This window comes from Agathobaculum massiliense (assembly GCF_900291975.1).
Taxonomy (GTDB): domain Bacteria; phylum Bacillota; class Clostridia; order Oscillospirales; family Butyricicoccaceae; genus Agathobaculum; species Agathobaculum ammoniilyticum.
In genome coordinates this window covers 553,252-572,307 of sequence record NZ_OMPN01000001.1, presented here as the reverse complement: position 1 = coordinate 572,307, position 19,056 = coordinate 553,252, and the positions used below count along the sequence as shown (strand labels likewise).

The following is a 19,056-nucleotide window of genomic DNA, read 5'->3' as shown; positions in this document are numbered from 1 at the left end:
GAAATAGCCGCCTTGCGAGCGGCCTTGGAAAACCGGATGCCGGCCGGCTTTCCAAAACCATGCTTTGGAGGTTTTTATGTCAAAATTAGTCATCGTGGAGTCCCCAGCCAAGGCCAAGACCATTGGCAAATACCTCGGTTCGGATTATGTGGTCAAGGCGTCGATGGGGCATCTGCGCGATTTGCCGAAAAAGAAAATGAGTGTCGATTTTGAGCACGATTTCAAGCCGGAATATGTGCCGATCGAGGGAAAGGATAAAATTATCAAGGAAATCCGCAGTGAGATCCGCAAAAGCGATTTCGTGTACCTTGCGACTGACCCGGACCGCGAGGGCGAGGCGATTTCCTGGCATATCAAGGAGCTGTTCAAGCTTAAGGAGAAGGATTCCAAGCGCGTGACCTTCAATGAGATCACCAAGCCTGCGGTCAAGTATGGGATCGAGCATCCGCGCGATATCGACATCGACCTGGTCAACGCCCAGCAGGCACGCCGCATCCTGGATCGCATCGTGGGCTACGAGCTGTCGCCCTTCCTGTGGCGCAAGGTCAAGCGCGGCCTGTCCGCAGGGCGCGTGCAGAGCGTGGCCACCCGTCTGGTGGTAGACCGCGAGAATGAGATCCGCGCGTTCGTACCCGAGGAATACTGGACTATCGAGGCGCTGCTGCAGACCGCGGACGGCGGCCGCTTCACCGCGCGTTACTACGGCGACCAGACCGGCAAGGCCGAGCTGAAAAACGAGTCCGAAGCGCAGGCGGTCGTGGACGCGGTATCCGGCAAGCCCTTTACTGTGAGCGAGATCAAGCGCGGCAAGAAAAAGCGTACGCCCGCGCCGCCGTTCATCACTTCCACCTTACAGCAGGAGGCCAGCCGCAAGCTCAACATGACCCCGCGCCGCACCATGAGCATCGCACAGGAACTGTACGAGGGTATCGAACTGGGCGAGTTCGGACTGACCGGTTTGATCACTTATATGCGTACTGACTCGCTGCGCTTAGCCGACGAGGCCACCGCTGCCGCCGCCGGCTTTATCCGCGGCCGCTATGGGGACGAGTACTACCCCGGCAAGCCGCGCGTGTTCAAGACCAAGGGGAACGCGCAGGATGCGCACGAAGCCATCCGCCCGTCCGACGTCAAGCTCCTGCCGGACGAGATTCGCCAGTACCTCTCGCCCGACCAGTATAAGCTGTACAAGCTCATCTGGTCGCGTTTTGTCGCTTGCCAGATGGCGGACGCGATTTTGGACACGGTTTCAGCGGATATTGTGTGCGAGGGTCAGGTGTTCCGCGCCTCCGGCCACACGGTAGCCTTCCCCGGCTTTACCGCGGTTTACGAAGAGGGCACGGACGACGAGAAGAAGGGCGAGGCGGGCAAGCCCCTGCCGCGCTTTGCGGAGGGCGATACCCTCTCGGTCGAAAAACTCGACCCGTCGCAGCACTTCACCCAGCCGCCCGCACGCTATACCGAGGCCTCGCTCATCCGTGCGATGGAGGAGCGAGGCATCGGCCGCCCGTCCACCTATGCGCCGACTATCTCCACCATCCTCGACCGCGACTATGTGACCAAGGAGAACAAGGCGCTGCGCCCTACGCCGCTCGGCGAGGGCGTAACCGGCCTGTTGGTGGACGAGTTCAAGTCGGTCGCGGATTATGAGTTTACCGCCAATATGGAGGAGCAGCTCGACGAAGTAGAGGCGGGAAAGCTCAACTATATCCAGCTCCTGCACAATTTCTATGACGACTTTGAAAAGGCGCTGGGGCAGGCCGAGATCGATCTGGAGGGCCAACGCATCAAGATCAAGGACGAGGTCACGGATGTGATCTGCGAAAAGTGCGGCCGCAATATGGTTATCAAGTCCGGCCGTTTCGGCAAGTTCCTGGCCTGCCCGGGCTTCCCAGAGTGTACCAATACCAAGCCCATCACCGAGGACACCGGCGCGGCCTGCCCGGTGTGCGGGGCCAAGGTGGTCAAAAAGAAATCCGCGCGCGGCTATGTGTATTACAGTTGCGAAAAATATCCGGAGTGCCAGTTCATGACCTGGGATAAGCCGCTGGGAAGCAAATGCCCGAACTGCGACTCCTCGCTGTTCCGCCACACCGACCGCGACTCCAAGGAGGTCACGGACGTGTGTCTGCGCGAGGGCTGCGGTTATACCGAGCTGGTTAAGGAGGGCCTGCCGCCCGAGGAGGCGGAAAAGAACCGCCAGCGCCGCGAAGCGCGCGCCGCGAAAGCAGCCGAACGCGCGGCGGCCAAGGCAGCGGCGGAAGCCGCGGGCGAGGGCGGAGAGACATCGAAAAAAGCCGCGCCAGCCCAAAAGCCCGCCGCGGCGAAAAAGCCTGCGGCAAAAAAGCAGGTGCCGTGGATGACCAAGACCACGAACCGCTTCAAAAAGCTGAAGGACGAGGATGTGCAGGCGCTGACCAAGGCCCAGCAGGCGCAGTACGCCAAGGCACTGGAGAAATACGAGGCAGAAAAAGCCGCAGAGAAAGCGGCAAAGGCAAAGGCCCGTAAGTCTATCAAGGCAAAGGAGGCCGCCGGTGAGTGAGTTTGTAACGGTGATCGGCGCGGGGCTGGCGGGTTGCGAAGCGGCCTGGCAGCTTGCGCAGCGCGGCGTTAACGTGCGCCTGCATGAGATGAAGCCAGAAAAACGCTCGGAGGCGCATCACGCGGACGATTTCGCCGAGCTGGTTTGCTCGAATTCGCTGCGGTCAGACGAACTGACCAACGCCGCAGGCCTGCTCAAGGAGGAGCTGCGGCGGCTGGACAGCCTGATCCTCGCCTGCGCGGACGCGCACCGCGTGGAAGCGGGCGGCGCGCTCGCAGTTGACCGCGAGGCGTTCGCCCGCGCGGTGACCGGGAAGATCAAGTCCCATCCGAACATTGCGATTATATCCGGCGAAGTGACCGAGATACCGGAGGGCAGAGTAATCGTTGCCTCCGGCCCGCTGACCTCGGACGCGCTGTTTGAGGCCATCCACCGCAAGGTGGGCGGGGACTTCCTGCACTTTTTCGACGCGGCCGCGCCCATTGTGACCGCGGAGAGCATCGACATGGATTCCGCTTACGCGGCCTCGCGCTACGGCAAGGGTACGGCGGACTATATCAACTGCCCGCTGAACCGCGAGGAGTACGACGCGTTCTGGAACGCACTGACCACGGCCGAGGAAGCGCCGGTTCACGGGTTTGAGGATTCCAAGGTGTTCGAGGGCTGTATGCCCATCGAGGTCAACGCCCGCCGCGGGTATGATACGCTGCGCTTCGGCATCCTGAAGCCCATCGGCCTGCCCGACCCCAGGACGGGCAGGGATCCGTATGCGGTGCTTCAGCTTCGGCGCGACAACGCGCAGGGTACGCTGTACAACCTGGTCGGCTGCCAGACCCACCTCAAATGGGGCGAGCAAAAGCGCGTGTTCTCCATGATCCCAGCGCTCCAAAACGCCGAATTCATGCGCTACGGCGTGATGCACCGCAACACGTTCCTGGATTCGCCGCGCCTGCTGGACGCGACCTACGCGCTGAGGGCAGATCCGCGCATCCGCTTTGCCGGGCAGATGACCGGCGTGGAGGGCTATATCGAGTCCACTGCCTCGGGATGGGCGGCGGGGGTGGCCGCCGCATGCGAAACACAGGGCAGGCCCATGCCTGCGCTGGACCGGCAGACTGCGGTCGGTGCGCTGGCATGCTACATCTCGGATCATACGGTAACAAAATTCCAGCCCATGAACATCAATTTCGGCATCATTGAGCCGCTGGGTTATAAAATCAAGGGCAAGCGGGAAAAAAACCTGAAGATTTCCGAGCGGGCGCTTGCAAAAATCGACAGTCTGAAAGGGGAGCTTTGACATGAAAATCATCGTGGATGCAATGGGCGGCGACAACGCGCCGGAGTCCGCCGTTTGGGGCGGCGCGCTGGCTGCGCGGGAATATGGCGAGGAAGTGCTGCTGGTCGGCCGGTCGGAAACGGTCGAGGCGGTCCTGAAGGAGAAGGGGCTGCAGGATACGCAGGGCGTGACTATCATGCCTGCCTCCGACTTGGTGGATATGCACGACGATCCGGCGACTGTGCTGCGCAAAAAGCCGGATTCCTCGATGGCGGTGGCGTTCAAGCTGCTCAAAGCGGGTGAGGGCGACGCGCTTGTTTCCGCGGGCAACACGGGAGCCCTGCTCACGGGCGCGACCCTGTTCGGCGGCCGGATCAAGGGCATCCGGCGCGGCGCGCTCGCGCCCGTCATGCCCTGCAAGGGAGGCCAGGTCATGCTGTGCGACGCGGGCGCGAACACCGAATGCACGGCTGAGATGCTGCTGCAGTTCGCGTTTCTCGGCTCGCTGTATGCGGAGAAGATAGGTGGGGTCAACCGCCCGCGCGTCGGCCTAGTGAACAACGGCACGGAGGACACCAAGGGCGATCCGCTGCGCAAGGAGGCGTACACCCTGCTCAAAAAGGCGGGCGACGAGGGCCGGCTCAACTTTGTCGGTAACGTGGAGGGAAGCATGGTGCCGCTCGGCGCGTGCGACGTGGCGGTGTGCGACGGGTATTCGGGCAACGTGATGCTTAAGACCATCGAGGGCGTGGCCAAGTTTATGGCGGGCGAGATCAAAACCGTGTTCATGCGCAATTTGGCGACCAAGCTGGGCTATTTGGCCTGTAAAAAGGGTATGGACGATTTCCGCGAGCTGTTCAATCAGGACAAGGTCGGCGGCGCGCCGTTCCTGGGGATCGCCAAGCCGGTTATCAAGGCGCACGGCTCCTCCAATGAGATCGCGGTGATGAACGCCGTTCGGCAGGCGATCGCCTATACAAAATCGGGTATGATCGACGCGGTTTCGGAAAACATAGCATATATGACCGTCGAATGAGCGGCTGTACGCTGCCCGCCGGCTTGCCGGCCGGAGGGGACGGTTTGGAAAGCGAGGTGAAAGAAATTGGAGCTGAATTATAAGTTTAAGGATGTAACGCTGTTCCAAACAGCGATGACACATACCTCCTATGCGAACGAGCATAGGGGCAGTCATCTCCACCATAACGAGCGGCTGGAGTTTCTTGGCGATTCCGTACTGGGCTTCGTTACAGCGGACTACCTGTTCACGCATTATCCGGATCTGCCGGAGGGTGAACTGACCAAGCTGCGCGCGGCGGTCGTATGCGAGGGCGCCTTGTGCGAGATCGCGAGGGAACTCGGTATTCCGGAACAGATCAGGCTGGGTCATGGGGAAGAAACGGGCGGCGGCCGCGGGCGGCCGTCCATTCTGGCGGATGCGACCGAGGCGCTGCTGGGCGCCATTTTCCTGGATGGCGGTATCGAGCCCGCGCGCGCGTTCGTGCTGCGCTTTATCCCGAAAAAGGTGGAGCTCGCGCTGGCAGGTGGCGCGTTCAAGGATTATAAGACCATCCTGCAGGAGATCGTGCAGAAGAACAAGCAGGAAACGCTGGAATACCGCTTGGCCGGTCAGTCCGGACCGGATCACGATAAGCGCTTTACGATGGAACTGCTGCTCAATTCCAATGTGTTCGCGTCCGGCACTGGACGGAGCAAAAAGGAGGCCGAGCAGATGGCGGCTAAAAAAGCCCTGGAAATGATGGGGGAAGCGTGACGGCCGCCGATGCAAGGGAATAGAGAATAAAAGCGCTCCGATTACTCGGGGCGCTTTTGCGGTTTTATTCCGGCTTTTTTCTCGTTCCGCTGATCAGACGGGTCACGGCCGCTATTACCGCCGCGAGCGCGCGGAGGTCCTGTTCGGCGGTTCCAGCCCGGGGTTTTTCTGCGCTGCTGTCTTTCATGGGGCATCTCCTTGCACAGAGGCAATTCAAAGAAAAATAGATAACATAAAAAGATATCTTATAGCATATTCTAACATAAAGGCATCTGTTTTACAATAACAAAAAAGAGGTGCTGAAAAATAATGCAGAAACAGCAGTTGATCGACATGGGCCACCGCCTGCGCCAGCGCAGGACCGAGCTGGGGCTGACGAGGGAGAAAATGGCGGAGTTGGCGGATATTGGGATGGGCTATTACGGCCAACTTGAGGTTGGCACGTCGCAAATGTCACTGGATACGCTGATTAAGCTGTCGCGCGCCATGCACCTGCCGATGGAGTACATCGTGCTGGGTGAGGGCGAGCCGCGTGGGGATGCGTCGGCGGTGCAGGATATGCTTGACCGCTGCTCCGCGCGCGAGCTTAGGCTGGCGGAAGAGGTGCTCAAGCTTTTTTTAATGAAACAAAACTGATCTCGGAAAGGGCAGATGCCTTGTTCCGAGATCAGTTTTTTGCTTGGACAGAATGGGGTTAAAACCAGCGCGCGCCTTCCTGCCGGAAGCGAGGCGCAGGGCCGTTCGCATATGGGTCATAGGTGTGTATATTGCAGCCAAACTCCTTGAGCGAAGCGATTTTGCCGTCCGCGGTCCAGCGGATGAGCGAAAAACCGTCGAATTCTTCCACCCGTCCGTCCAGCATCTGGTTTTTGAAGCGCCATTCGACTGCGGTATGGTTTTCCGCATGGAAAAACCGGAGGATATCCCAGACCAGCACCCGACCCCGCGTGTTCCATTCCTCGAACCAGTGCTTGACCTGTGCCGCGCTGTGATACTCCGGCCCCCAGCTTTCAGTGTATATGCAGTCCGGCGCAAAAATAGACGTAATGCCGCGATCTTCTGCCTGCAGCCACATATCAAACCACAGGCGGACCGTTTGCTCTCTTTCATTCATGTGCTTCGCCTCCTGCCTACCAGCATAGCATGGTGGAACGCGTCTGTCCAGTGTGGGCGATTTATGGCCAAGCTGTAAATTATCGCGCTGCGCATTGAAAAAAAAGCCGCGCGGTGGTAAAATAATACCATATATATCTTTGAGGTGCTACATGGTTCTGAAGAGCCTGGTTTTACAGGGCTTTAAGTCTTTTCCGGACAAAACCGAGATCAATTTTCTCGGCGGCGTAACGGCGATCGTCGGACCGAACGGTTCGGGGAAATCAAATATTTCGGATGCGATCCGCTGGGTGCTGGGCGAGCAGTCCTCACGTTCCCTGCGCGGCGCCAAGATGGAGGACGTTATTTTCGGCGGAACGGCTAGGCGCGGACCGGTCGGCTTTGCCGAGGTTTCGCTCATTCTGGATAATTCCGAGGGCGTGTTCCGGTCAGAATTCACCGAGATCATGGTCACCCGACGCTACTACCGTTCGGGGGAAAGCGAATATTTTCTGAACAAAAAGCACTGCCGCCTGCGCGATATCCATGAGTTGTTTATGGATACCGGACTGGGACGGGATGGTTATTCCATCATCGGGCAGGGCCGCATCGATGAGATCCTGTCGCTCAAGAGCGAGGATCGGCGCGAGATATTTGAGGAAGCTGCGGGCATCACAAAATTTCGCTATCGCAAGGAGGAGGCCGAGCGCAAGCTCTCCGCTACGGAGGATAACCTGACCCGTATCCGCGACCTGTACGACGAATTGGAGCGCCAGGTCGGACCGCTGGAAAAACAGGCGGAAAAGGCAAGGCAGTATTTACTGCTGCGTGACGAGCTGCGTGTGCTGGAGATTTCGCTCTGGCTGCTGTCGCTCGACCGCATCAAGGGGGATACCGCAAAGCTTGCGCAGGACGCAGAGGCTTGCGCTGCGCAGCTTGCGGAGGAAAAAAAAGAACAGGAAGCACTTTACACACGGTCAGAACGGCTTTCTGAGGAAATGCGCGGCATCGATCGCGCTTCCGACCGCCTGCGCCAGCAGCTCCGCGAGGCGGAGCAGCGCGCCGCCGAGCAGGCGAGCCGCGCGGCGGTGCTCAAAGCGAACATCCAGAACAATCGGGATAACATCGACCGCGCCGAGCGGGAGAGCGCCCAGCGTGCCGAGCAGGCCGCAGGGCTTGGCGCGCAGCTTGCCGAACGGCGCGCGCGTATCGAGCTGCTGGATGCCCAGCGGGAGGGTCTGGCCGCGCGTCTGGATGATTTGAAGCGGCAGGGAGACGAGCAGGCCGCCCAGCGGGAGCAGGCTGAACGCGCGCTGCACCGCGCGGAACAGGAGCGTGCGGCGCGGCAGGACGTGTTGCATGCGCTGGAGATCGACCGCACGGCGGCGGAAACTGGTCTAGCCGGCATGGACGGACGGCGCGGGACGATCGTGTCCGACATTGAAGCTGCGGGCAGGCGTCTGGAAGCGGAACAGGACGCGCATAACGAGCTGGAAGAGCGCATGCGTGGCTGCCTGGATACCCTTGCGGGGGCGAAAAATAAGGTGCAGGGCGTGGCGCTGAAAGCGGAAAGCCGCCGCAGAAAGGTGGAGGCCCTGCGGGAAACGCTGGAAAAGGCGGCGGCGGCGTTGACCGAGACGCAGGGCCGCGTGAAGATGCTGTCCGATATGCAGCGCGATTACGAAGGTTTTTCGCGCTCCGTCAAGGCGATCATGCAGCAGGTGGAGCGCGGCGCGATGCGCGGAGTGCATGGGCCGGTTTCCGCGCTGCTTTCGGCGGAGGAACAGTTCGTCACCGCGATCGATACGGCGCTTGGCGCGTCCGCGTCCTCCATTGTGGTGGATACGGCATCGGATGGCAAGCGGTGCATCGAATATCTGAAGCGAACGGACGGCGGGCGCGCAACCTTTCTGCCGCTTGACACGATCCGACCAAATTTGTTGCGGGAAAGCGGCTTGGAGGCGCAGAAAGGCTGCTTTGGAACCGCTGATCGTTTGGTTGTTTTTGATGAGTGCTATGCAGCCATTGCACAAAACCTGCTTGCGCGCACGGTGGTGTGCGAAAATATGGATACTGCTTTGGCGCTCGCCAGGACGTATGGCCACCGCTTCCGTATCGTGACACTGGACGGCCAGGTGATCCAGGCCGGCGGCGCGATGACGGGCGGCTCGGCCTCCCGCGGTACGGGCGCGCTTGCGCGCGCGAGCAGGCTGCGCGCCGCGCAGGAGCAGGCAAAGGCACTCGAAAAACAGAAGCAGGAGGCGGAACGCGCATTCCATGCGGCAAAGGAAGAACTGGCGGCGCTGGATTACGACCTGAAGGCGATCGAGGCGGAGCGCGCCCGCGCCGCGCAGGAGGAAGCGGGGCTGCGCGCGTCGGTTTCCCAGCACGGGGCGTTGCTGGAAAGCCTGCAGACACAGTACGACGGGCTGGTGCTCGAACGGGATAACCTTGCCGCGGCAAGGCAGCGATATCAGGAAACGATTGCTCAATGTGGACAGAAGCAGGACGAGGCGCGGCAGGCGCTCGCGGACGCGGAGGAGGCGGTGGAGCAATGCCACGCCGCACAGGAAGCGCTGGACACGCAGGCGGCCAGCCATACGGCGCAGGCCGCGTCGGTGCAGACCGAGTTGGCGGAGAACCGCTCGGAGGCCGCAAGCGAAGCGCGCGCGCTGGCTGACTTGGAGCGGCTTAAGGCAGGGTTGGACGCAGGGGTTTCGGGCTCCGCGGAAACCATCGCCGGCTTTGAGGAGGAAATCGCCCGCCTGACCGAAGCGCTGTCCCGCGCGCAGGACGCGGAAGAGGAGAACCGTGCGGCGGCCACACAGCTGAACGGGCAGATCGCCGCGCAGATGCAGCAGCGCGAACGGGTCGAGGGCGAACGCGCGCAGGTCGACCGCGAGGCGCAGGGGAAAAATGAAGAAATACTGGGCCTTGAGCGGGAATCCGCGCGGTTGGAGAACCGTTCGGTGCAGCTGAAAAACGAGGAAGCGCAGATTTTGGATAAAATGTGGGAAAGCTATGAGCTGACGCCTACGCCCGCGCGGGAGGCTGCGCGCCCGCTGGAGGACGTACCCGCGGCGAAAGAGCAGGTGCAGTCCCTGCGGGGTAGGATGCGCGCGCTCGGCAATGTCAATCTGGACGCGGTGGAGGAATACCGGCAGGCGCTTGAGCGGTATACTTTTATGGGCGGGCAAAAGGACGACCTGGAAAAAGCGCAGAAAGAGCTTTACAAGGTCATTGAACAACTGACCGTCAATATGAAAGAAATTTTCGCTTCGGAATTCGCCAAGCTCAACGCTTATTTCGGGCAGACGTTCCGCGAGATATTCGGCGGCGGCCATGCGGAACTGCAGCTTGCGGATACCTCGGATATCCTGAACTGCGGGATCGATATCCGGGTTTCCCCGCCGGGCAAGGCGGTCAAGACGCTGACGCTGCTTTCGGGCGGCGAAAAAGCGTTCGTTGCGATCGCGCTGTATTTCGCGATCCTCAAGCTGCGCCCCACTCCGTTCTGCGTGCTGGACGAGATCGAGGCCGCTCTGGACGATGTGAACGTCGCGCGGTTCGCGCAGTATATCCGTCGACTGGCCGGCGCGACGCAGTTCATCGTGATTACGCACCGCCGAGGCACCATGGAAGAGGCTGATATGCTGTACGGCGTCACCATGCAGGAGCAGGGGGTTTCCAAGATGCTGATGCTCAACCTGGCGGAGGCGGAAAAGCATTTGGGCAAGACGCTGCAATGAGAGGGGATGGAGAACGTGCTGTATGATCTTTTGTGTGATCTTTATTCAATTTTTCGTGAAATAGGGGCATTTCTATGGTTGGTGTGGCCGTTTATGTTCGTGTTCGGGCTGGGCAGCATCGTCTGGTACGCGCATCCTCAGCCGGAGGAAAGCGAGGCGGACAGCGAACGGCGGCGCAGCCGGTTTATTGCGGCAGAGATCGCGGCGGGCTTTGCGCTGCTGATGATGTTCTGTGTAGTGGAAAGTAACATTTAGGAGCTGAAGCAATGGGATTATTCGATAAAATCAAAAAAGGGCTGCAGAAGACGAGCGATGCGGTCAGCCGCTCGCTCGACGCGGTGTTCGCGGGGTTTGTCACGATAGATGACGACCTGCTGGAAGAACTGGAGGAAGCGCTCATCCTGTCCGACGTAGGCGCGGCAAACGCCGCCAAAATCGTGATGGAGGTAGAAAGGCGTGCGCAGAGGCAGAACGTCACCTCCGCGCTTGAACTGCGCTATGTCCTCAAGGACACGCTGCTCGATATGATGCTGGATAATCAGCCGCTGGACGTTTCAGGCAAGCCTGCGGTTGTGCTGGTGATCGGCGTCAACGGCGTGGGCAAGACCACGTCGATCGGCAAGCTGGCCGCCCGCTATGTGGGCGAGGGCAAAAAGGTCATGCTGGCCGCCGCGGATACGTTCCGCGCTGCCGCCGCCGACCAGCTTGAGATTTGGGCGAAGCGCGCGGGCGCGGACATCGTGCGCCACGGCGAGGGCGCGGATCCGGCCGCGGTCGTATTCGATTCGATCTCTGCGGCCAAGGCGCGCGGCAGCGATGTAATCATCATCGACACTGCGGGACGCCTGCACAACAAGGCTAACCTGATGAATGAGCTGGCCAAGATCGACCGTGTGATTGCGCGCGAGCTGCCGGACGCTTCGCGCGAAACACTGCTCGTGCTGGACGCGACTACCGGACAGAACGCCGTACATCAGGCGGAGGAATTCAATAAGGTTGCAGCGCTTACCGGCATTGTACTGACCAAGCTGGACGGGACGGCGAAGGGTGGCATCGTTATCGCGATCTCGGCCGGACTCGGCGTGCCGGTCAAGCTGGTCGGCGTGGGCGAAGGCTTGGACGATCTGGTCGATTTCGACCGTTCCGCATTTTTGGAGGCGGTCCTGCCGCCGCTTGAAGGAGGGATTTCCTGATGCAGAGACCGGACGGAAGAACAGCCGGCGCGCTGCGGCCGGTAAAGCTCATCACGGATTTCACCATGTACGCCGAAGGCTCGGTGCTGGTCGAGATGGGCAACACCCGCGTGATCTGCACCGCCTCGGTGGAGGATAAGGTGCCGCCGTTTCTGGAGGGCAAGGGCCTCGGCTGGGTAACGGCCGAATACGCCATGCTGCCGCGCGCAACCAACACGCGCAAGAAGCGCGATATCAAAAGCCTGAAGCTGGACGGGCGCTCAAGCGAGATCCAGCGGCTGATCGGCCGCTCGCTGCGCGCGGTGGTCGACCGCGAAGCGCTGGGCGAGCGCCAGATCACGATCGACTGCGACGTGATCCAGGCGGACGGCGGCACGCGCTGCGCGTCCATCACGGGCGGATTTGTGGCGCTGTGGCTGGCCTGTAAGCGCCTGCTGGACGAGGGCGTGATCGATAAGATGCCGCTTACCGCGCAGGTCGCGGCGGTTTCGGTCGGCATTTTTGAGGATGAGGCCGTGCTGGACCTGAATTACGCGGAGGACAGCCACGCAATCGTGGACTGCAACGTCGTGATGACCTCGAAAGGCGAGTTTATCGAGGTGCAGGGTACGGGCGAGGGGCGCCCGTTCACGGACAGGGAGCTGAAAAAGCTGCTCGGTCTTGGAAAACGCGGCTGCGCGCGCCTGTGCCGGACGCAGAGCAAGGTCATGGGGGAGAGCCTGTGATGAAATTCGTGCTTGCATCCCACAACAAAAAGAAAATAGCGGAAATGGCGGCGATTCTGGGGGAGCTGGGCGTCGAGGTCGTCCCGCTGCCCGAGGATGCGCCCGAGCCGGCGGAGGATGGCGCCACGTTTGAGGAAAACGCGCGCATCAAGGCGGTGAGCGCGGCGGGCTTCACTGGTCTGCCTGCCATCGCGGACGACTCCGGCCTTTGCGTGGACGCGCTGGGCGGCGCGCCGGGCATCTACTCCGCGCGCTACTGCGAGGGGGCCGATCGGGCGCGCAACGACCTGCTGCTGCGCAATATGGAGGATCAGGATGACCGCTCCTGCCGTTTCGTGTGCGCGATCGCGTGCATCCTGCCGGATGGGGAAACGCTGACCGTGCGCGGCGAGTGCGAGGGGGAGCTGCTCCGTGAAAGCCATGGCGCGGGCGGATTTGGATATGACCCGCTGTTCTATGTGCCGGCCTGCGGCTGCACGTTCGGCGAACTGCCGCCGGAAACCAAAAATGAGATATCCCACCGCGGCCGCGCTCTGAGAAAGTTGAAAGAGGCGCTGCAAGGCCGCCTTTAACCGATCAAGACAGGAGAATCATCTATGCTGACTACCAAACAGCGCGCACAGCTGCGCGCGCTTGCCAATCCGCTTGCCGATACGTTAATCATCGGTAAGGAGGGTGTGACCGATGCGGTCGAGCGCCAGCTCGACCAACTGCTCGAAGCGCACGAGCTGGTCAAGGGTAAGGTGCTGGAAAGCGCCATGCTCACCCCGCGCACGGTGTCCGAAGCGCTGTGCGAGGCGGCCGGCGCCGAACCGGTGCAGTGCATCGGCTCGAAATTTATCCTCTACCGCCAGGCGCGGGACAAGGATAAGCGGAAGATCGTGTTGGTCAAATGAGAACGGGCATACTCGGCGGGACGTTCAACCCGCCGCACCTGGGGCATCTGCACGCCGCGCGCCTTGCCAGGGAAGCGCTGGGGCTGGATAAGGTGCTGTTCATCCCGACCAATATCCCGCCGCACAAAGCGCTGCCGGAGGACACCGCGACCGTGGCCGACCGCTGTGAAATGGTGCGCCTGCTGCTGGCGGATACCCCTTGGGCACGGTTGGACACGCTGGAGGTGGCGCGCGGAGGCGCGAGCTATACGGTCGATACGCTGCGCGCGCTGCATGCGCGGGGCGAGCGTGCGCTTTACTTGATTGTCGGCACGGATATGCTGCTGTCGTTCGACCGGATCTGGCGCGCGCCGGAGGAGATCGTACGCCTGTCCACGCTTGCCGTGTGCGCGCGGGACGGGGACGACTGGGACGCGCTGGCCGACAAGGCGGCGCGCCTGCGCCAAACCATGAACGCCAAAATCGAGATGGTCCGAGGGGAAAGCCTGACCATCTCTTCGACCGAACTGCGGCAGGGCGGCGCGCTGCGCCGCTATACCCCGCCCGCAGTCGCGGATTATATCGAGCGAAATCACCTGTATGGGTATTGACAAGATAGAAAAATCGATATAAAAAAGAAAGGCGGGTAAAAGTTATGTTGTGTAACGACGAAATGCGGAAGGGGATCCTGTCGAGGCTGCACGGATACCGGTATGAGCATACGCTCGGCTGCGAGCGGGCGGCCAGGCTGCTGGCGGAGCGCTTCGGCGGGGACGTGGAAAAAGCGGGTTTCGCAGCCATACTGCATGACATAACAAAACATCTTTCTCCGCAAGAACAGTTGAATTTATGTGCGAAATACGGTATAATACCCTGTAACGTCGAAAAAAGCGAGCCGAAAATGCTGCACGGGAAAACCGCTGCGGCGATCGCGCGCGTGGAATACGGCGCGCCGGAGGATGTGTGCGAGGCCATCGCCTGCCACACCACCGGAAAACACGGCATGACGCTGCTGGATAAAATTCTTTATCTGGCGGATTACATTGAGGAAACCCGCGATTTTCCCGGGGTCGAAAAAGCAAGGGAGCTTGCCAGGCTCAGCCTGGACCGCGCGCTGCTTTACTGCTACGACCAAACGCTGACCGAGCTGATCGCGCGGGGCAAGCTGATCCACAGCGATACCATCGGCGCCTACAACGATATGATCTACCATGGTATCCGCTGGCGGGAGTGACAGGAGTAAACTGGAGGCAGGAATCGTTTGAAACTTTTTGGAGGAAGCGGCGGCCACAGCGGTAAACCCAGCCGCGCGAAAAAGAAAAAGACGGCGCAGTATGCGGCGCCTATCGCGGACGAAAAGCCGCAGGCCGCCAAAACCGCGCCCAAACCGACGGGCAAAAAAGGCGGCAGGACAAAAAAGCCGCTCACCAAAGGGCAGAAGCGGAAGCGGGTCATCGTCACGGTGGCGGTGGTGCTTGCGCTGCTGGCCAGCGTGGCCGCGGCCGCAGCGATCCTTGTCCGTCCGCCGAAGGGCAATGACCCTACGATCAAGGACAAGGAGAACGGCGATAAGATCGACGTCAACAGCCTGCTCAATTCGGGCACGCGCATTGACGATGTGGTCACTTTTGTGGTCGGCGCGGTGGACGAGGACGAAACACGGACCGACGCGCTCATGGTCGTCACCATGGATACCAATAAAAAGACAATTAACGTCATGAATATCCCGCGCGACACCATGTGCAACAACAGTGCCACAGGCGCGAGCCGCAAGATCAACGCGGCCTATGCCATCGGCGGCATCGAGCAGACCAAGAAAGAGATCGAACGGCTGCTGGGCTTCCGGCCGGACTATTATGTGATCGTCAACTTTGACGGCATCGCGGCTATTGTGGACGCGATCGGCGGCGTTGAGTATGAGGTGCCGTTCCGCATGGAGTACGACGACCCCTCGCAAGACCTCCACATTGACCTGTATGCGGGCAACCAGACGCTGAACGGTGATCAGGTCGTGCAGTTCCTGCGCTGGCGCCATAATAACGACTACTCCGTACAATACCCCAACGGCGACGAGGGCCGTGTGGAAAACCAGCAGAAATTCCTCAAGGAGCTGGCCAACCAGGTCTTCCAGCTGAAAAATATCACCAAGATTCCGAGTATCGCGGATGCGGTGTTCCAGAACGTCAAAACTGACCTGACCGCGGGCAACCTGCTCTGGATGGGCATGCAGGCGCTCAAGATCAAAAACGACAGCATCCAGTTCTTCACCCTGCCCGGCTATGGGCAGATGAGTACGGCGGGAAGCTCGACCGCGTATTCGTTCTTTTTCCCGTATTATCAGGAGACGCTCGATCTGGTCAACCAGTATTTCAACCCATATGAAGAGGATATCACGGCGCTCGACATGGTAAGCGGTCCGGAAAGCTATTCGGGCGGCGGCTATGACGATACGGATCCGTATGAAAATTACGTCTGGGGCGACACCGCCTCCAGCGATGAGCCAAGCGACGATGCCTCCGGCGGCGATGTGTCGGCCGATCCTGAGGTCGGCGGCACGGAGGGAGACAACAGCGACGCCGGCGGCGGCACGACCACGGGACCGGATACCGGCGGCACAACGACTGACCCGAACGCTGGCGGTACCGGCGGCAGCACGACCGATCCGAACGGCGGCACGACGACCGACCCGAACACTGGCGGCTCCGGTGACGGAAGCGGCGGCACAACCACTGATCCGAACGGCGGTACCGGCGACGGTACGACGACTAGCCCGAGCGGCGGTGCAAGCGGCGGCGGTACGACCGACCCGGGCGGCTCCTCCGGCGGGGGAGAATCCTCGGGCGGCGAAACGACGCCTCTGCCAGGCGATCCTGAGGCATAATTTATTGAGAAAAAGGAGTTTGCAAATTGACTGCACAACAGACGGTAAAGGCGATCTGCGAAGCCCTGATCGAGAAAAAAGGGCAGGATATCCAGGTGCTCCAGGTCGAGCGCCTGACCGAGCTGACCGAGTACTTTGTCATTTGCTCGGCAAGCTCTACCACACAGGTCAAGGCCTTGGCGGACAACGTGGAGTGGCACCTGAAATACGACCACGAGACCCTGGCCCACCATACGGAAGGCTATGAATCCGCGCAGTGGATGCTGCTGGATTACGGCTGCGTGGTCCTGCATGTGTTTATGCCGGAGGCGCGCAAGTTCTATAATCTGGAGAACCTGTGGAAGGACGGAACGCCGGTGCCGCTGGGCGACCTTGGCGTGGAAGAAAAGTAAAAACGGGATGCGGCGGGTGAAGAACGGTGTCCGCCGCGTTGCCGCGTCTAAAATAAACCATTCACTTTAGGGGGAGAATCCGTTGAAGTACGATCATAAACAAGTCGAAAAAAAGTGGCAGGACATCTGGGACGAGGCGCACTGCTTCGAGGCTGAGAACGGCAGCGACAAGGAGAAGTTTTACGCGCTCGTCGAGTTTCCGTACCCGTCGGGACAGGGGCTGCATGTAGGCCATCCGCGTTCCTATACCGCGCTGGATATCGTCGCGCGCAAAAAGCGCATGCAGGGATACAACGTCCTTTACCCGATGGGATGGGATGCGTTCGGCCTGCCGACCGAGAATTACGCGATCAAAAACCACGTTCATCCGGCTGAGGTGACCAAAAACAACATCGCCCGCTTTAAGGGACAGCTCAGGGCGCTCGGCTTGTCGTTCGACTGGTCGCGCGAGATTAATACCACCGACCCGAATTACTACAAGTGGACCCAGTGGATCTTTCTGCAGCTTTTCAAGAAGGGCCTAGCGTACAAGAAGGAAATGAGCGTCAACTGGTGTACCTCCTGCAAGTGCGTGCTGGCAAACGAGGAGGTCGTCAACGGCGTGTGCGAGCGCTGCGGTAGCGAGGTCGTCCACAAGACCAAGAGCCAGTGGATGCTTGCCATCACCAAGTATGCGCAGCGCCTGATCGACGATTTGGACGACGTGGACTTCATCGATCGCGTCAAGGTGCAGCAGAAAAACTGGATCGGCCGTTCGACCGGCGCGGAGGTCGATTTCAAGACCACCGAGGGTGATACGCTGACCGTTTACACCACCCGTCCGGACACCCTGTTCGGAGCGACCTATATGGTTATCTCGCCCGAGCATCCAGCGGTCGAAAAGTGGGCGGGCAAGCTGGCCAATATCGACGAGATCCATGCCTACCGCGAGGAGGCTGCCCGCAAGTCGGACTTCGAGCGAACCGAGCTGAACAAGGACAAGACCGGCGTTAAGCTCGACGGCGTGGCGGCGGTCAATCCGGTGAATGGCCGCGAGATCCCGATCTTCGTGTCGGATTACGTTCTGATGGGCTACGGCACGGGCGCGATCATGGCTGTGCCGGCGCATGACGACCGCGACTGGGAATTTGCCAAAAAGTTCGGCTGTGAGATCATCGAGGTGGTTTCCGGCGGCGAGAATGTGCAGAAGGCTGCTTTTACCGCCAAGGACGAAACCGGTATCCTGGTCAATTCGGAGTTCCTCAACGGAAAGACGGTCAAGGACGCCATTCCGGCGATGATCGCTTGGCTGGAGGAAAAGGGTATTGGCCGCGCCAAGGTGCAGTATAAGCTGCGCGACTGGGTGTTCTCCCGCCAGCGCTACTGGGGCGAGCCTATCCCGCTGGTACACTGTGACAAGTGCGGATGGGTGGCGATCCCGGAGGAGCAGCTGCCGCTTGAGCTGCCCAACGTACACACCTACGAGCCGACCGACAACGGCGAGTCCCCGCTCGCGCACATGACCGACTGGGTCAACACCACCTGCCCGTGCTGCGGCGGCCCCGCTAAGCGCGAGACCGACACCATGCCCCAGTGGGCGGGTTCGTCCTGGTACTTCCTGCGCTATATGGACCCGCACAACGACAAGGCGCTCGCGTCTAAGGAAGCGCTCGAATACTGGTCCCCAGTGGACTGGTACAACGGCGGCATGGAGCACACCACGCTCCACCTGTTGTACAGCCGCTTCTGGCACAAGTTCCTCTATGACATCGGTGTGGTGCCAACCAAGGAGCCATATGCCAAGCGTACCAGCCATGGCATGATCCTGGGCGAAAACGGCGAGAAGATGTCCAAGAGCCGCGGCAACGTCGTTAATCCGGACGAAATTGTAGAGACCTACGGCGCGGACACCATGCGCCTGTACGAAATGTTTATCGGCGACTTTGAGAAGGCCGCGCCGTGGAGCCCTAAGTCGATCAAGGGCTGCCGCCGTTTCCTCGAGCGCGTATGGGCGCTGGTGGAAAAGGTGCAGGAGGGCGATGCCTACTCCAAGCAGCACGAGGTACTCATGCACCGCACGATCAACAAGGTCGGTGACGACGCGGACAACCTCAAGGCCAATACCGCGATCGCGGCGCTGATGACCATGCTCAACGAATTCTACGACAAAGGCGTCAATAAGGCGGAGTATATGACGTTCCTGACCCTGCTCAACCCCTTTGCGCCGCATATCACCGAGGAATTGTGGCAGCAGATGGGCGGAAAGGGCCTGCTCTCCATTGCGCCGTGGCCGCAGTACGACGAGGCCAAGACGGTCGAGGACACGGTCGAGATGGCGGTGCAGGTCAACGGCAAGCTCAAGTGTACCATCAAACTGCCGGTCGACTGCGACAAGCAGGCGGCGATCGACGCCGCGCTGGCCGAGGAAAAGGTGCAGCACGCGGTCGAGGGTAAGCAGATGGTCAAGCAGATCGTCGTGCCGGGTAAAATCGTCAATCTGGTTGTCCGCTGAACTTTGCTGTTGACACGGACGGTAAAAACAGATATAATATTCTTACGGTTTTTTGTGCTCTGGCGCAGG

Annotated in this window: 18 protein-coding genes; 16 read left to right on the top strand and 2 right to left on the bottom strand. The window is 60.4% G+C overall.

The window, feature by feature from the left end; all coding sequences use genetic code 11:
- Positions 1 to 76 precede the first annotated feature (76 nt).
- The 4 genes from topA to rnc all read left to right on the top strand — a co-directional run bounded on the left by topA (position 77) and on the right by rnc (position 5,589).
- Positions 77 to 2,542, top strand: a complete 2,466-nt coding sequence (topA, locus tag DBQ51_RS02830; protein ID WP_082396709.1) for a type I DNA topoisomerase — start codon at positions 77 to 79, stop codon at positions 2,540 to 2,542.
- Positions 2,535 to 3,839, top strand: a complete 1,305-nt coding sequence (gene trmFO / locus DBQ51_RS02825) for a methylenetetrahydrofolate--tRNA-(uracil(54)-C(5))-methyltransferase (FADH(2)-oxidizing) TrmFO (protein WP_107630715.1) — start codon at positions 2,535 to 2,537, stop codon at positions 3,837 to 3,839. The genes topA and trmFO overlap by 8 nt, the downstream gene beginning before the upstream one ends.
- A 1-nt stretch (position 3,840) precedes the next feature.
- On the top strand, positions 3,841 to 4,854 hold the full coding sequence (plsX, locus tag DBQ51_RS02820; protein ID WP_054326114.1) for a phosphate acyltransferase PlsX: 1,014 nt from the start codon (positions 3,841 to 3,843) through the stop codon (positions 4,852 to 4,854).
- A gap of 66 nt (positions 4,855 to 4,920) precedes the next feature.
- Complete coding sequence (gene rnc, locus DBQ51_RS02815; RefSeq protein ID WP_054326115.1) at positions 4,921 to 5,589, top strand: ribonuclease III; 669 nt, start codon at positions 4,921 to 4,923, stop codon at positions 5,587 to 5,589.
- 64 nt (positions 5,590 to 5,653) lie between these two features.
- On the opposite strand, the gene DBQ51_RS17325 is transcribed toward rnc, so the two are convergent.
- Complete coding sequence (locus DBQ51_RS17325) at positions 5,654 to 5,776, bottom strand: hypothetical protein (RefSeq protein ID WP_262563880.1); 123 nt, start codon at positions 5,774 to 5,776, stop codon at positions 5,654 to 5,656.
- 122 nt (positions 5,777 to 5,898) lie between these two features.
- On the opposite strand from DBQ51_RS17325, the gene DBQ51_RS02810 reads away from it, so the two are divergent.
- Complete coding sequence (locus DBQ51_RS02810) at positions 5,899 to 6,225, top strand: helix-turn-helix domain-containing protein (RefSeq protein ID WP_054326116.1); 327 nt, start codon at positions 5,899 to 5,901, stop codon at positions 6,223 to 6,225.
- A gap of 58 nt (positions 6,226 to 6,283) precedes the next feature.
- On the opposite strand, the gene DBQ51_RS02805 is transcribed toward DBQ51_RS02810, so the two are convergent.
- Positions 6,284 to 6,703 carry a nuclear transport factor 2 family protein gene (locus tag DBQ51_RS02805; protein ID WP_054326117.1) on the bottom strand — a complete coding sequence of 140 codons (420 nt, stop codon included), beginning with the start codon at positions 6,701 to 6,703 and terminating at the stop codon, positions 6,284 to 6,286.
- A gap of 151 nt (positions 6,704 to 6,854) precedes the next feature.
- Here DBQ51_RS02805 and smc point away from each other — a divergent pair, with 151 nt between their 5' ends.
- The 11 genes from smc to leuS all read left to right on the top strand — a co-directional run bounded on the left by smc (position 6,855) and on the right by leuS (position 18,987).
- Positions 6,855 to 10,430 carry a chromosome segregation protein SMC gene (smc, locus tag DBQ51_RS02800; RefSeq protein WP_107630714.1) on the top strand — a complete coding sequence of 1,192 codons (3,576 nt, stop codon included), beginning with the start codon at positions 6,855 to 6,857 and terminating at the stop codon, positions 10,428 to 10,430.
- 78 nt (positions 10,431 to 10,508) lie between these two features.
- Entirely contained in the window at positions 10,509 to 10,685 is a 177-nt protein-coding gene (locus DBQ51_RS16410) for a hypothetical protein (protein ID WP_153802369.1), read from the top strand.
- A gap of 11 nt (positions 10,686 to 10,696) precedes the next feature.
- Positions 10,697 to 11,623: a signal recognition particle-docking protein FtsY gene (gene ftsY / locus DBQ51_RS02795; protein WP_054326121.1), complete on the top strand. Its 927-nt coding sequence runs from the start codon at positions 10,697 to 10,699 to the stop codon at positions 11,621 to 11,623.
- Positions 11,623 to 12,348, top strand: a complete 726-nt coding sequence (gene rph, locus DBQ51_RS02790) for a ribonuclease PH (protein ID WP_054326122.1) — start codon at positions 11,623 to 11,625, stop codon at positions 12,346 to 12,348. Before ftsY ends, rph begins: the two co-directional genes overlap by 1 nt.
- The gene (rdgB, locus tag DBQ51_RS02785; RefSeq protein ID WP_107630713.1) at positions 12,348 to 12,920 is read left to right on the top strand and encodes an RdgB/HAM1 family non-canonical purine NTP pyrophosphatase; all 573 of its coding nucleotides are present in this window, start codon (positions 12,348 to 12,350) and stop codon (positions 12,918 to 12,920) included. The genes rph and rdgB overlap by 1 nt, the downstream gene beginning before the upstream one ends.
- Before the next feature lie 24 nt (positions 12,921 to 12,944).
- Positions 12,945 to 13,244 carry a YhbY family RNA-binding protein gene (locus tag DBQ51_RS02780; RefSeq protein WP_054326123.1) on the top strand — a complete coding sequence of 100 codons (300 nt, stop codon included), beginning with the start codon at positions 12,945 to 12,947 and terminating at the stop codon, positions 13,242 to 13,244.
- Positions 13,241 to 13,834 carry a nicotinate (nicotinamide) nucleotide adenylyltransferase gene (gene nadD, locus DBQ51_RS02775; RefSeq protein WP_107630712.1) on the top strand — a complete coding sequence of 198 codons (594 nt, stop codon included), beginning with the start codon at positions 13,241 to 13,243 and terminating at the stop codon, positions 13,832 to 13,834. Before DBQ51_RS02780 ends, nadD begins: the two co-directional genes overlap by 4 nt.
- Before the next feature lie 44 nt (positions 13,835 to 13,878).
- Positions 13,879 to 14,457 carry a bis(5'-nucleosyl)-tetraphosphatase (symmetrical) YqeK gene (gene yqeK / locus DBQ51_RS02770; protein WP_054326125.1) on the top strand — a complete coding sequence of 193 codons (579 nt, stop codon included), beginning with the start codon at positions 13,879 to 13,881 and terminating at the stop codon, positions 14,455 to 14,457.
- Positions 14,458 to 14,484: 27 nt separating this feature from the next.
- Complete coding sequence (locus DBQ51_RS02765; RefSeq protein ID WP_107630711.1) at positions 14,485 to 16,104, top strand: LCP family protein; 1,620 nt, start codon at positions 14,485 to 14,487, stop codon at positions 16,102 to 16,104.
- Between the two features lie 26 nt (positions 16,105 to 16,130).
- A complete protein-coding gene (gene rsfS, locus DBQ51_RS02760) occupies positions 16,131 to 16,496 on the top strand; it encodes a ribosome silencing factor (RefSeq protein ID WP_107630710.1) in 366 nt (121 codons plus the stop codon).
- A gap of 82 nt (positions 16,497 to 16,578) precedes the next feature.
- Complete coding sequence (gene leuS, locus DBQ51_RS02755) at positions 16,579 to 18,987, top strand: leucine--tRNA ligase (RefSeq protein WP_054326128.1); 2,409 nt, start codon at positions 16,579 to 16,581, stop codon at positions 18,985 to 18,987.
- The last annotated feature ends 69 nt before the right edge of the window (positions 18,988 to 19,056 follow it).

Excerpts from the sequence above, each read along its gene's own strand:
- rdgB (WP_107630713.1), top strand. The coding sequence starts at position 12,348 with ATGAAATTCGTGCTTGCATCCCACAACAAAAAGAAAATAGCGGAAATG.
- topA (WP_082396709.1), top strand. The coding sequence starts at position 77 with ATGTCAAAATTAGTCATCGTGGAGTCCCCAGCCAAGGCCAAGACCATT.
- nadD (WP_107630712.1), top strand. The coding sequence starts at position 13,241 with ATGAGAACGGGCATACTCGGCGGGACGTTCAACCCGCCGCACCTGGGG.
- DBQ51_RS17325 (WP_262563880.1), bottom strand. The coding sequence starts at position 5,776 with ATGAAAGACAGCAGCGCAGAAAAACCCCGGGCTGGAACCGCCGAACAG.
- smc (WP_107630714.1), top strand. The coding sequence starts at position 6,855 with ATGGTTCTGAAGAGCCTGGTTTTACAGGGCTTTAAGTCTTTTCCGGAC.
- DBQ51_RS02805 (WP_054326117.1), bottom strand. The coding sequence starts at position 6,703 with ATGAATGAAAGAGAGCAAACGGTCCGCCTGTGGTTTGATATGTGGCTG.
- DBQ51_RS02810 (WP_054326116.1), top strand. The coding sequence starts at position 5,899 with ATGCAGAAACAGCAGTTGATCGACATGGGCCACCGCCTGCGCCAGCGC.
- plsX (WP_054326114.1), top strand. The coding sequence starts at position 3,841 with ATGAAAATCATCGTGGATGCAATGGGCGGCGACAACGCGCCGGAGTCC.
- ftsY (WP_054326121.1), top strand. The coding sequence starts at position 10,697 with ATGGGATTATTCGATAAAATCAAAAAAGGGCTGCAGAAGACGAGCGAT.
- yqeK (WP_054326125.1), top strand. The coding sequence starts at position 13,879 with ATGTTGTGTAACGACGAAATGCGGAAGGGGATCCTGTCGAGGCTGCAC.
- DBQ51_RS02780 (WP_054326123.1), top strand. The coding sequence starts at position 12,945 with ATGCTGACTACCAAACAGCGCGCACAGCTGCGCGCGCTTGCCAATCCG.
- rph (WP_054326122.1), top strand. The coding sequence starts at position 11,623 with ATGCAGAGACCGGACGGAAGAACAGCCGGCGCGCTGCGGCCGGTAAAG.